This is a genomic window from Pseudomonas phoenicis, assembly GCF_047302395.1.
Lineage (GTDB): Bacteria > Pseudomonadota > Gammaproteobacteria > Pseudomonadales > Pseudomonadaceae > Aquipseudomonas.
Window position 1 is genome coordinate 2,237,100 of sequence record NZ_CP154852.1, and the last position, 12,378, is coordinate 2,249,477.

9 protein-coding genes are annotated in these 12,378 nt (G+C 66.7%); 6 read left to right on the plus strand and 3 right to left on the minus strand.

Features of this window, described 5'->3' with window-relative positions; all coding sequences use genetic code 11:
* Positions 1-32: 32 nt before the first annotated feature.
* From cobG to AA0Z93_RS10140, 6 genes are all read left to right on the plus strand, one after another.
* Entirely contained in the window at positions 33-1,364 is a 1,332-nt protein-coding gene (gene cobG / locus AA0Z93_RS10115; RefSeq protein WP_413045443.1) for a precorrin-3B synthase, read from the plus strand.
* Positions 1,357-1,983 (plus strand): precorrin-8X methylmutase, encoded by a 627-nt coding sequence (locus tag AA0Z93_RS10120; protein WP_413045442.1) that lies wholly within the window; start codon positions 1,357-1,359, stop codon positions 1,981-1,983. The genes cobG and AA0Z93_RS10120 overlap by 8 nt, the downstream gene beginning before the upstream one ends.
* The gene (locus AA0Z93_RS10125; protein WP_413045441.1) at positions 1,980-2,714 is read left to right on the plus strand and encodes a precorrin-2 C(20)-methyltransferase; all 735 of its coding nucleotides are present in this window, start codon (positions 1,980-1,982) and stop codon (positions 2,712-2,714) included. The genes AA0Z93_RS10120 and AA0Z93_RS10125 overlap by 4 nt, the downstream gene beginning before the upstream one ends.
* Entirely contained in the window at positions 2,702-4,408 is a 1,707-nt protein-coding gene (gene cobJ / locus AA0Z93_RS10130; RefSeq protein WP_413045440.1) for a precorrin-3B C(17)-methyltransferase, read from the plus strand. The genes AA0Z93_RS10125 and cobJ overlap by 13 nt, the downstream gene beginning before the upstream one ends.
* 89 nt (positions 4,409-4,497) lie before the next feature.
* On the plus strand, positions 4,498-5,190 hold the full coding sequence (locus AA0Z93_RS10135; protein ID WP_413045439.1) for a hypothetical protein: 693 nt from the start codon (positions 4,498-4,500) through the stop codon (positions 5,188-5,190).
* A 105-nt stretch (positions 5,191-5,295) separates the two neighbouring features.
* On the plus strand, positions 5,296-5,931 hold the full coding sequence (locus AA0Z93_RS10140) for a hypothetical protein (RefSeq protein ID WP_413045438.1): 636 nt from the start codon (positions 5,296-5,298) through the stop codon (positions 5,929-5,931).
* 247 nt (positions 5,932-6,178) lie between these two features.
* Here AA0Z93_RS10140 and AA0Z93_RS10145 read toward each other — a convergent pair whose 3' ends face one another.
* The 3 genes from AA0Z93_RS10145 to purH all read right to left on the minus strand — a co-directional run bounded on the left by AA0Z93_RS10145 (position 6,179) and on the right by purH (position 12,365).
* Entirely contained in the window at positions 6,179-8,941 is a 2,763-nt protein-coding gene (locus AA0Z93_RS10145) for a response regulator (RefSeq protein WP_413045437.1), read from the minus strand.
* Between the two features lie 337 nt (positions 8,942-9,278).
* On the minus strand, positions 9,279-10,574 hold the full coding sequence (purD, locus tag AA0Z93_RS10150; RefSeq protein ID WP_413045436.1) for a phosphoribosylamine--glycine ligase: 1,296 nt from the start codon (positions 10,572-10,574) through the stop codon (positions 9,279-9,281).
* Between the two features lie 183 nt (positions 10,575-10,757).
* Complete coding sequence (purH, locus tag AA0Z93_RS10155) at positions 10,758-12,365, minus strand: bifunctional phosphoribosylaminoimidazolecarboxamide formyltransferase/IMP cyclohydrolase (RefSeq protein WP_413045435.1); 1,608 nt, start codon at positions 12,363-12,365, stop codon at positions 10,758-10,760.
* Positions 12,366-12,378 lie beyond the last annotated feature (13 nt).

The window sequence follows — 12,378 nt, forward strand, 5'->3', positions numbered from 1 at the left end:
CGCGCCTTCTCCCCCGAAGCGCTCTTTGACGATTGCCGGATACCCCCTTGAAGCAGGCCCAGCCCCTCGACATTTCGCCTCGCCCCTCGGCTTGCCCCGGGTTGTGGCGCATCGTTGCCGCCCGTGACGGCGGCATCTGCCGCATCAAGCTGCCCGGCGGCGCGCTGTCGGCTGCCCAGGCCGAAGCGCTGGCCGAGGCCGCCGAGCGCTATGCCGGTGGGGTGATCGAGGCGACCAACCGCGCCAACCTGCAGATCCGCGGCATCGGCAACCAGCACTCGGCCCTGATCCAGCACTTGCTCGACGCTGGCCTCGGTCCCCGCGAAGCGGCCGGCGACGACGTGCGCAACCTGATGCTCAGCCCGCTGGCCGGCCTCGATCCGCAGCGCGTGGTGGACACCCGACCCTTGGCCGCGCAGATCCTCGCGCTGCTGGAAAACACCCCGGCGTTCCACCAGCTGTCGGCCAAATTCGCCGTGCAGCTGGACGGCGGCGAGGCATTGGCGATGCTCGACCACCCCCACGACCTGTGGTTGTCGGCGCTGACGCTCGACGGCGAGCCCTGGCTGGGCTTCGGCCTGGCGAGCTCGCCGGCGACCGGTACCGTGCTCGGCGCCGTTCGCCGGGAACGGGGCTTGGATGTGGTGCGCGCGGTCCTCGAAGGTTTCCTGACGCACGCCCGCACCGACCAGTCGCGTATGCGCCAAGTGCTCGAGGACATACCCGCAGACACCTTCGTGCGGGGCCTCGACCTCGACCTGCGCCGCGACCCCGCCGTGCTGGGCTGGCGCCGCGCGCGCCCCCCCGTGAGCTGGTTGGGCAGGCTGGCGCAGTCGAGCGGCAGCGCCCTGGGCGTCGCCCCGCCACTGGGCCGGCTTAACCCGGCGATGCTGCGCGGCGCCGCCCGCATCGCCCGCGAGTGGGGTGACGGCAGCCTGCGCCTGAGCCCGTGGCAGAGCCTGGTGCTGCCCAATCTCGACGAGGCGCGGCAGCCCGCCGCCCTGGCCCGCTTGGCCGCGCTGGGCCTGCTCTGCGCCGACGACCAGCCGTTGGCGCGCCTGATCGCCTGTACCGGCAGCAACGGCTGTGCCAAGGCCCTGGCCGACACCAAGGCCGACGCCCGCGCCCTGGCGGACGTCATCGGCCCCGGTACGCCGGCCAGCGTGCACCTGAGCGGCTGCCCCCGCACCTGCGCCGCCGCCCACGTGGCGCCGGCGACCTTGCTGGCCCGCGCACCGGGCCGCTACGACCTCTACTTGCGCGACCCGCATGTGCCGGGCTTCGGCCTGCTGCGCGGGTCCGACCTTACCTTGAAAGACGCAGGCGCCTTGCTCGCCCTGCAGACGGAGCACCTTGATGATTGACTACATCCGCGACGGTCAGGAGATCTATCGCAATTCCTTCCGCATCATCCGTGAGGAAGCCCGCCTGGAGCGCATCCCCGCCGACCTGGAAAAGCTCGCCGTGCGGGTCATCCACGCCTGCGGCATGGTCGAAGCCATCGACGGCCTGCAATTCTCCGAAGGTGCCGGCCGCGCCGGGCGCGAGGCGCTGTTGGCCGGAGCGCCGATCCTGTGCGACGCGCACATGGTCGCCGAAGGCATCACCCGTGCGCGCCTGCCGGCCAGCAACCCGGTCATCTGTACCCTGCGCGACCCCAGCGTGCCGGACCTGGCCAAGACCGCCGGCAACACCCGTTCGGCGGTGGCGCTGGAGCTGTGGCGGCCGCACCTGGAGGGCGCCGTGGTGGTGATCGGCAATGCGCCCACCGCGTTGTTCTACCTGCTGGAGATGCTCGACGCCGGCGCGCCCAAGCCCGCGCTGATCCTGGGCTTCCCGGTCGGTTTCGTCGGCGCGGCGGAGTCCAAGGCCATGCTCGCCGCCGACAGCCGCGGCGTGCCGTTCGTGATCATGCAAGGGCGGCTGGGCGGCAGCGCCATGGCGGCGGCCGCGGTCAACGCCCTGGCCACGGAGGTGGAATGATGCAGACGCGAGGACGCTTGCTGGGCCTGGGCGTCGGGCCGGGCGACCCGGAACTGATCACCGTCAAGGCCCTGCGCCTGCTGCGCGAGGCGCCCGTGGTGGCGTACTTCGTCGCCAAGGGCAAGCGCGGCAACGCTTTCGGCATCATCGAAGGACACTTGCAGGAGCAGCAGATCTTGCTGCCGCTGGTGTACCCAGTGACGACGGAAGCGCTGCCGGCGCCGTTGTCCTACGAACAGATCATCAGCGACTTCTACGACGAAGCCAGCCTGCAGGTCGCCGCGCACCTGGATGCCGGCCGCGACGTGGCGGTGATCTGCGAAGGCGACCCGTTCTTCTACGGCTCCTACATGTACCTGCACGACCGCCTGGCCGAGCGCTACGAGGCGCAGGTGATTCCGGGCGTGTGCTCGATGCTCGGCGGCGCCTCGGTGCTCGGCGCGCCGCTGGTGTACCGCAACCAGAGCCTGTCGGTGCTCTCCGGCGTGTTGCCGGCCGAGGACCTCAAGCGGCGCCTGGCCGACGCCGATGCGGCGGTGATCATGAAGCTGGGCCGCAACCTGCCGAAAGTGCGTGAAGTGCTGGTGGAACTGGGCCTGGACGGCCGCGCGTTGTACGTCGAGCGGGCGACCATGGGCAACCAGCGCATCGTGCCGCTGGCCGAGGTCGATCCACAGTCCTCGCCGTATTTCTCGCTGATCATCGTGCCGGGGGAAAAATGGCAGGGTTGAACCTCAGTGCACCGGCCATCGTCGTGCTCGGACCGGGCAGCCTGGCTACCGCACGCCGTGTGCAGGCCTGTTATCCACACGCGTCGATCCACGGCTTGCAGGGACGGGTGGACGATGTCGATCAGTCGTTCGAATCGTTCGGCGAGCACCTGCGCGCGCTGTACCGGCAGGGCACGCCGATCCTGGCCTTGTGTGCCGCCGGCATCGTCATCCGCAGCCTGGCTGGGGTGCTCGGCGAAAAAGAGGCCGAGCCACCCGTGCTGGCCTTGGCCGAAGACGGCAGCGCGGTGGTGCCTTTGCTCGGCGGTCTGAGCGGCGTCAACCGCATGGCCCGCGAGCTGGCCGCGCACCTGCAGGTGCAGGCGGCGATCACCACCAGCGGCGAGCTGCGTTTCGGCACCTGCCTGCTCAACCCACCGGCGGGCTATGTGCTCGCCGATCTGGAGCAGGGCAAACGCTTCGTCTCCGATCTGCTCGCCGGTGAGCGACTGCGCATCGAGGGCCAGGCGCCTTGGCTCGATGCCGCGCAGCTTCCGTACAGCGAACAGGGGCAGCGCACTTTGCACGTCGGTTGGCAGGCGCGGCCGAGCAGCCGCGACGAACTGTCGATCCATAGCCGCTGCGTGCTGGTAGCGATCGGTGCCGACACCGTCGACTTGACCGGGCAAGTACGCAACGCCTTGCACCTGGCAGGCGTTGCAGAGCCTGCCCTGGCGTGTCTGCTGGCGGCCGACGCGCAGATGGCCGACCCGGCGCTGCACGCCGCCGCCGACGCCTTGCAGGTGCCGCTGCGCTTTGCCGCAGGCGCCGACGGCCTGGAGCGATGGTTGGCCAGCACGCTGCCCGAAGCCACCCGCCAGCGGATCGGAGCGCTGCAGGTGGTCGTGGCCCCGGCGCCACTTTCGCCCGAGCGGATCGGCACACGGCGCGGTCGCCTGTCGGTGGTGGGCCTCGGCCCAGGTGCCGCGCAGTTGATGGTGCCGGCGGTGAAGCAGGCCCTGGCCGTCGCCCAGGACGTGCTCGGCTACGAAACCTACGTGCGCATGGCCGGCCCGTTTCGCGACGACCAGCGCCTGCACTGCACCGACAACCGCGAAGAGCTGCAACGTGCCGGGCATGCGTTCGAGCTGGCCGCCCAGGGCCGCTCGGTGGTGGTGGTGTCTTCGGGCGATCCGGGGGTGTTCGCCATGGCCGCCGCGGTGCTCGAAGCGCTGCATGCTTCGAACGAACCGAGCTGGCACCGGGTCGAGCTGGAGATCCTGCCCGGCGTTTCGGCGTCGCTGGCCACGGCGGCCTGGGCCGGCGCGCCATTGGGCCACGACTTCTGCGTGATGTCGCTGTCGGACAACCTCAAGCCCTGGTCGATCATCGAGACCCGTCTCGACCTCGCTGCCCGGGCCGACCTGGTGCTGGCCTTCTACAACCCGATCTCCAAGTCCCGCCCGCATCAGCTGGGACGGGCGCTGGAGGTGGTGCGCCGGCACCGCGCGTGCGAGACGCCCGTGGTGCTGGGGCGCGACGTCGGCCGGCCCGGCGCCACCCTCAAGGTGGTGAGCCTGGGGCAATTGACGCCCGAGATGGTCGACATGCGCACCATGGTCCTGGTCGGCTCTTCGACCACCTGCACCTTCCCCCGCGCCGACGGCAGCCAGTGGGTGTACACCCCGCGCTGGTACCCCGCGCCGCCTGAGTGAGGGAAACGTTTCGAGCCGCCATCTTCGCGCCGGCTTTTCTAGAGTGAGCCCCCCGTCACAACGGACGGGCTTACTTGAGGAAACCAGCTATGAGCGATACGTCCCAAACCCCTATCAGCGAAGATTCGGCAGCCTTGGTCGATACCGTCGTCACCACCTACCGTGCCGGTATGTCGACACAGAATCGGCTGGATGCGCAGAACAGCTTCCAGTTCGCGGCCCTGGCGGCCAGCGTCGAGTTCAGCCGCAAGGATGAGCGCGAGCAGTGGTTCGACCGTATGGTGGAAGTGCTGCGCACGTGCGGTTGGAGCGTGCAAGAGCGCTCCTATGACAAGCAGACCGCTTCGAGCACCAGCATCACCGTAGGCTCGGTAGCGCTGAACGTCTTTGGCGCAGTGGGCCGCGCGGCACTGGGCGGTCCGATCGGCCAAGCCTTGGGTGCCCTGGCCGAGCGAGCTTTCAGTGGCTTGGAAGCCATGACCAAGGACGTCGAGGTGTTCCTCTCCAAGAAAAAGAACACCTTGCACGGCCTGACCGGCATCGTCGGGTGCGTCGAGTCCGAAGGTTTGCTGCACATGGTGGTCAGTGCCGTGGACGCCAAGACCCCGGACAATGACCTCGACGTACTGAGCATCAATGTCCACATCGAAGGAAACGAGTTCTACAAGGGCACTGCAGTGTTGACGTTCAACAGCGCTGTCTACGCCAACGTGCGCGAAGAAATCCTCAACAAGCTGGGCGCCCACGCCACCGAAGGCGTGCTCGCCATCAAACTGCCCTGACCCAGCGCCCCGGGTACGCCAGCCGAAGGCGGCGTATCCGACCCAGGCATCGTCCATTCCATCGTCAAGCGACGCAGCACCCCGTGTGCTGCGCCGGAGGTGCACATGAATACTCCAGGAGCTGCCGTGGTCGGTAGCAGTGTCGTTTCCTTCATGCCGCAAATCGACCGAGCGCAACGCGAGTCGATCATGCTGGCGCTATTGATGGCCGAGCTGACTACGGCGCAGGTGTACAAGGAAGGGCTGGTCACGGATTGGTACGATTACTACCGCAGGCAGTTGAAGTTCTACGGTTGGGATGCGCTCACCGCCCAGCAGGTGCACTGGCCCGACGAGCAACGCGCGCGGATACGCGACAAGGCCTTGCAGGTGATCGGTGAGGCGGCAGGCGAGCGGCACGTCGAAACCATGCGCCTGGCCTATACCGGGCTGCACGACGCACCGCCGACGCTGCTGCAGTTCGAGCGCAGTGCCATCGAGCACGGCAGTTTCCGTTTATTGCCTTGCGGGCCGAGCAGCGACGGGCGCATCGACATGGTGCTGTACCACGAGACACTGACGGCGCAGCACAGAACGGCCGGTTTTCTCTTTCGCGAGCGGCGTGACACCCGCGTCAAGGCCGAGCTGGTACGCTTCGACGTGCGCGTGTTCGACCAGGAGTACCGGGCGAAAGTGGCCAGGTCTCTGGCCGCCCAGCAAACTCGGCAAATTCACGAATTGCGCCTCAGTCCTTCCGCCTGACCCACTGCCTGGCCTGTCGCCAATGCCCAGCGTTTCGCCCGGCGGCCTAGGCTCTGTCTGAAAAGTCCTGATACTCGTCCATGCTGCGTTGAAAACCGGCCGGAAGGCCGGCCCCGTCGGAATGCTCATGTACTCCAGTACAGTCGGACGCGACCCCGGCCGTTCCTCGCCGGTTTTCGCGGGGCCACCTTGGCGGGGCCGCCTTCGGCCTTGCCTGGCCTTCGTCTCAGAACTTTTCAGACAGAGCCTAGGCGCCGCCGGCGGGCGGCGGTCTTTGTCCGGCCCAGCGCTGGATCAACTCGCGCAGTTGCGAGAGTTCCACAGGCTTGGCCATGTGCCCGTCCATGCCCGCCGCCTTCGCCCGCTCCTTGTGCTCGCTGAGGATGTGCGCGGTCAGCGCCACCACCGGCGTACGGGCATGCCCATGGGCGGTTTCCCATTCGCGCAGCCGTTCGGTGGCGGAAAAACCGTCGAGCACCGGCATTTCACAATCCATCAGCACCAGGTCATAGCGCTGCGACTTCATCGCCTGTAGCGCTTCATCGCCGTTGCTGGCGGTGTCCGGCTCCAGGTTGAGCTTGCCCAACATGCCGCGGATCACCTTGGTGGAAATGCTGTTGTCTTCGGCGACCAGAATGCGGAAGTCGCTCGGCAGCACCAGCGCCGCCGCAGGTCCGGGCGTCGGCGGTGATCCGTACTGCTCGCGGCCACGCTGGGCCAGCTCCTCGGCCAGTGTGGTCTTGAGCGTATAGCCGGCCACGGGCTTGGCGAGAATGCGCTTGATCCCCGCATTGCGCGCGATGACCTTGCTCGGTGCGTTGCTGATGCCGGTCAGCATCACCACGAGGATGTCGTGGTTCAGGCTCGGATCTTCCTTGATCTTGGTGGCCAGTTGCATGCCGGTCATGCCAGGCATGTTCTGGTCGAGCAGGACCACATCGAAGTAGTCGCGCAGGTGCGCCTTGGTGCGCAGCAGCGCCAGTGCTTCCTTGCCCGAAGGCACCGCGCTGACGTTCATGCCCCAGGCGGTGCACTGCTGCACCAACACCTTGCGGCACGTGTCGTTGTCGTCCACTACCAGCACGCGGGCGTCGCGCAGCGGGCCGTCGAGGTCGGTGGTGGGCTGCTCCAGACGCGCCGGGTCCAGCGGCAGGGTCAGCCACAGGTTGTTGCCGACCCCAGTGCTGGTCTTGATGCCGAACTCGCCCTGCATCAGGCCGATCAACTGTTTGGCGATGACCAGCCCCAGGTGGCCCCCGAGTTTGTTGCTGGAGAGGAACTGATGGCTGTGCAACTCGGCCTGCAGCAAGGCTTCGCGCTCAGGGCGCGGCATCGGTTCGCCGCTGTCCTGCACGGTGATGCGCAGACGCGGCCGCTCGCTGCGCTGGTCGAGCGCGACGACCAGCAACACCTCGCCCTGCACGGTGTTCTTCACGGCATTTTCCAGCAGGCTCGACAAGGCCTGACGCAGCCGCGTCGGATCGCCACTGACCACCTGCGGCACGTGCGGATGGACGAAGCTGATCAGCTCGATGTTCTGCTGCTCGGCTTTGCCGCGGAAAATGTTCAGGCAGTCTTCGACCAGGGCGTTGAGGTCGAACTGCACATCGTCCAGCTCGATCTGCCGTGATTCGAGCCGGGACAGGTCGAGAATCTCGTTGATCAGGGTCAGCAGTTCGTTGCCGGCGCTGTGGATGGTCTGCACGTAATCGCGTTGTTTGACCGACAACGGCGTCCCGAGCAGCAATTCGGTCATGCCCAGCACGCCATTCATGGGCGTGCGGATTTCATGGCTGATCTTGGCCAGGAACTCGGCCTTGGCGTTGATCTCGGCATCGCTGGCGGCCAGGGCGCGGCTGGCACGGAAGCGCTCCTCACTGATCCGCCACAGACGTTCGCTGACGGCGAAGTTGAGCAGCAGGCCGCTGAGTACCGCCAGGCCCATTAGCATGCACAGCAGCCAGGGGGTAGGTGTGCGGGTCAGGCCGAGCAGGGCCGGCAGCAGCACCAGGCCCCCCGCGTTGAAGATCAGCATGGCCAGGCAGAATGGCCGCGCCGGCGCGTAGCCGCGGTGCCAGTGCCATAGGCCGACCGACAGCATGGTGGCACTGCTGAGGATCGACAGCGCGTAGGTGATCAGGCTCAACGGCAGGGTGTCGACGAACAGCAGCAGCAAGCCGCCAAGGCCGGTGGACACCATCACGATCTGCAACACGCGGCGCAGCCGTGGGGCGCCACAGGCGGCGAAATAGTGCAGGGTGAAATACAGCCCGGCCATGCCGGCCAGGACCAGGGTCAGGTAGGCCGCCGGGGTCTGGGCGCTGTGCCAGAGCTGCCACCAGGGGCCGCTGAGGTTGAGCAGGATCAGTGCGCTGAGCAGCATCAACGCATGGTACAGGCCCAGCACCAGCGCGGTGGTCGAGCGGGTTTTGCCGAAACGCGCCAGATTATCGAGGATCAGCATCAGCATGCCGCCGATCAACAGGCCGAAAAGCAACGGCAGGCGCTGGTCGGAGGCTGCCTCGGCCGGCGATTCGAGGCTGATCGCAGGGCGCAACTGATGCTCGGACACCAGCCGCAGGTACACCTCCAGCGGGCGCTCGCTGCTGGGCAATGGCAGCACGTGCTCGCTGCCGCGCAGGGTCGGACTGCTGCCGTCCAATTGCACGCCATGATGCCATTGGCGCACGATCTTGCCGCCGTCCAGGGCATACAGATCGAGGCGGGAAAGGTCGGGAGCGAACAGGCGCAGCAGACGCTGCGGGTCGCCGGGTTCGAGGCGGTAGTGCAGCCACAGCGCCTGATCGGGGCTGGCAGCGTCGAGCTGGTCGAGCGCCTGCGGGCTGAATTGGCTGAGGTAGCGCGCCGAGCGTACGTCGCTCAGTTGCAGGTTGGCCTGCTCATCGAGCAGCATCGACCAGCCTTCGCGTTCCTCGGCCAGGGCCGGAAGCAGGCACAGCGCGGTCAGCAGGCTGACGATCAAGGCAATGGCGATCCGAAGCCGACGCAAGACGAAATCCCTTCTTAGCTCACTAGGCTCTGTACGAAAAGCCTTGATACTTGGCCATGCTGCGTTGAAAACAGACTGGATCGCCAGCCCGGGCTGGGCGCCCCCGACAAAATGCTCACGTACTACAGTACGCTCCGCTTTTTCGGCTAGGCGCCCCCACCTGTTTTCGCGGGGCCGCCATCGGCCTTGCCTGGCCGGCGTCTCAAGACTTTTCGTACAGACCCTAGCCGATTGGCCACTATTGGCGGCGCGTCTGCACGAACACAGGGCCGACAGCGCAGGCTCGGTCAGTCGAGCGCCGCGCAAGCCACAGGGCCGCGCGACGCGGTACACAGGCTCAGTCGTGGTGCTCGCCGCGTTCGCGGGCGATGGCGCGGTAGCCGATGTCGGTACGGTAGAAGCTTTGCTCCCAGCTCACCAGTCCGGCCAGACGATAGGCCTGTTCCTGCGCCAGCGCAACGCTCTGGCCCAACGCCGTGGCGCACAACACGCGACCGCCGTTGGCCACCACCTCACCGTTTTTCAAGGCGGTGCCGGCATGGAACACCTTGCCGTCGAGCTTGGCCGCCGCCACCAGGCCGTCGATCACCTGGCCCTTGGCGTAGTCGCCCGGATAGCCACCGGCGGCCAGCACCACGCCCAGGCTCGGCTGCGGGTTCCACTGCGCTTCGACCTTGTCCAACGCCTTGGCGAACGCCGCTTCCACCAGCAGCACCAGGCTCGACTCCAGGCGCAGCATGATCGGCTGGGTTTCCGGGTCACCGAAGCGGCAGTTGAATTCGATGACCTTGGGGTTGCCGGCCTTGTCGATCATCAGCCCTGCGTACAGGAAACCGGTATAGACGTTGCCTTCCTCGGCCATGCCGCGCACGGTAGGCCAGATCACCTGATCCATCACCCGCTGGTGCACCTCGGCGGTGACCACCGGGGCAGGGGAGTAGGCCCCCATGCCGCCGGTGTTGGGGCCGGTGTCTTTGTCGCCGACACGCTTGTGGTCTTGGCTGGTGGCCATGGGCAGCACGTTGTGGCCGTCGACCATGACGATGAAGCTGGCTTCCTCGCCATCGAGGAACTCTTCGATGACCACCCGCGATCCGGCATCGCCGAACGCGTTGCCGGCCAGCATGTCGCGCACCGCGTCTTCGGCTTCCTGCAGGGTCATGGCGACGATCACGCCTTTGCCTGCGGCCAGGCCATCGGCCTTGATGACGATCGGCGCGCCTTTCTCTTGCAAGTAGGCCAGGGCCGGCTCGATCTCGGTGAAGTTCCGGTATTCGGCGGTGGGGATCTTGTGCCGGGCCAGGAAGTCCTTGGCGAAGGCCTTGGAGCCTTCCAGTTGCGCGGCGGCCTGGGTGGGACCGAAGCAGTCCAGGTTGCGGCTGCGGAACAGGTCGACCACGCCTTTGACCAGCGGCGCTTCAGGGCCGACGATGGTCAATTGCACGTTCTGCTCGGCGAAGTCCGCGAGCTGTTCGATGGCGGTGACGTCGATGGCGACGTTCTCGCACTTGGCCTCGGTGGCGGTGCCGGCGTTGCCGGGGGCGACGAAGACTTTCTCGACGCGCGGGTCCTGCGCGACTTTCCAAGCCAGGGCGTGCTCACGCCCACCGCTGCCAATAATCAAAACCTTCATGTCAAAAACCTCGAATGCTGTCAGGCGTGAGTACGGGCCTCACGCTGAACAAGGTCGCGATGAGGCAGGTAGATGCAAGGCGGGGCCGGTTTCGCTGAGCGGAGTTGCCTCCTGGCAATGAGCATCAGCGAAACCGGCCCCAACGCAGCAGATGCCTGCCTCAGCGCGGCCGATTGTCGTATGTCAATGGCGGAAGTGGCGCATGTTGGTGAAGACCATGGCAATGCCAGCCTCGTCGGCCGCTGCGATCACCTCGGCATCACGCATCGAGCCGCCCGGCTGGATCACCGCGCTGATGCCCACTTTGGCGGCATTGTCGATGCCGTCGCGGAACGGGAAGAACGCGTCTGAGGCCATGACCGCGCCCTGCACCTGCAGACCGGCGTGTTCGGCCTTGATGGCGGCGATGCGCGCGGAGTTGACGCGGCTCATCTGGCCGGCGCCGACACCCATGGTCTGGCGCTGCTTGGCGTAGACGATGGCGTTGGACTTGACGAACTTGGCCACCTTCCAGGCGAACACCAGGTCATGGATTTCCTGTTCGGTCGGGGCGCGCTTGGTGACGATCTTCAAGTCGTCGGCGCCGATCATGCCGTTGTCGCGGCTCTGCACCAGCAGGCCCCCGTTGACCCGCTTGAAGTCCCAACCGGCGGCGCGCTCGGCCGGCCACTCGCCGCATTCGAGCAGGCGCACGTTCTGCTTGGCGGCCACGACGTCGCGGGCAGCCTGGGAGATTTTCGGCGCGATGATCACTTCGACGAACTGACGCTCGACGATGGCTTGGGCCGTGGCGCCGTCCAGCTCGCGGTTGAAGGCGATGATGCCGCCGAAGGCCGACTCGCTGTCGGTGGCGTAGGCCAGCTCGTAGGCCTGGCGGATGCCGCCGTCTTCCTCTGGTACCACGGCCACGCCACAAGGGTTGGCGTGCTTGACGATGACGCAGGCCGGTTTGACGAAGCTCTTCACGCACTCCAGCGCGGCGTCGGTGTCGGCCACGTTGTTGAACGACAGTTCCTTGCCTTGCAGCTGGACGGCGGTGGAGATGCTCGCCTCGCCCTTGTTGGCTTCGACGTAGAACGCCGCGCTCTGGTGCGGGTTCTCGCCGTAGCGCATTTCCTGGGCCTTGACGAACTGGCTGTTGAAGGTGCGCGGGAAGGCGCTGCGCGCTTCGGTGCCGAGGGTGTCGCGGGACTGGTCGATGGTGCCCAGGTAGTTGGCGATCATGCCGTCGTAGGCGGCGGTGTGCTCGAACGCCTTGAGCATCAGGTCGAAGCGCTGGGCGTAGGTCAGGCCACCGGCCTTGAGGCCGTCGAGGACGCTGGCGTAGTCGCTGGCGTTGACCACGATGGCGACGTCTTTATGGTTTTTCGCCGCCGAACGGACCATGGTCGGCCCGCCGATGTCGATGTTCTCGATGGCGGTCGGCAGGTCGCAGCCGGGCTTGGCGATGGTGGCTTCGAACGGATACAGGTTCACCGCTACCAGGTCGATCGGCTGGATGCCGTGCTCGGCCATGATGGCGTCGTCGGTGCCGCGACGGCCCAGGATGCCGCCGTGGATTTTGGGGTGCAGGGTCTTGACCCGGCCGTCCATCATTTCGGCGAAGCCCGTGTAGTCGGCCACTTCCACCGCGTTCACGCCGTTATCCTTGAGCAGCTTGTAGGTGCCGCCGGTGGACAGGATCTCGACCCCGAGCTGTTGCAGCTCACGGGCAAATTCGAGGATCCCGGTCTTGTCGGAGACACTGATCAGGGCGCGGCGAATTGGCAGGCGGGTAGTCTGGTCGGTCATTTCGGATTCCATA

Coding starts and splice junctions, on each gene's coding strand:
- AA0Z93_RS10120 (WP_413045442.1), top strand. CDS start 1,357: ATGATTGACTACATCCGCGACGGTCAGGAGATCTATCGCAATTCCTTC.
- cobJ (WP_413045440.1), top strand. CDS start 2,702: ATGGCAGGGTTGAACCTCAGTGCACCGGCCATCGTCGTGCTCGGACCG.
- purH (WP_413045435.1), bottom strand. CDS start 12,365: ATGACCGACCAGACTACCCGCCTGCCAATTCGCCGCGCCCTGATCAGT.
- AA0Z93_RS10135 (WP_413045439.1), top strand. CDS start 4,498: ATGAGCGATACGTCCCAAACCCCTATCAGCGAAGATTCGGCAGCCTTG.
- AA0Z93_RS10140 (WP_413045438.1), top strand. CDS start 5,296: ATGAATACTCCAGGAGCTGCCGTGGTCGGTAGCAGTGTCGTTTCCTTC.
- purD (WP_413045436.1), bottom strand. CDS start 10,574: ATGAAGGTTTTGATTATTGGCAGCGGTGGGCGTGAGCACGCCCTGGCT.
- AA0Z93_RS10125 (WP_413045441.1), top strand. CDS start 1,980: ATGATGCAGACGCGAGGACGCTTGCTGGGCCTGGGCGTCGGGCCGGGC.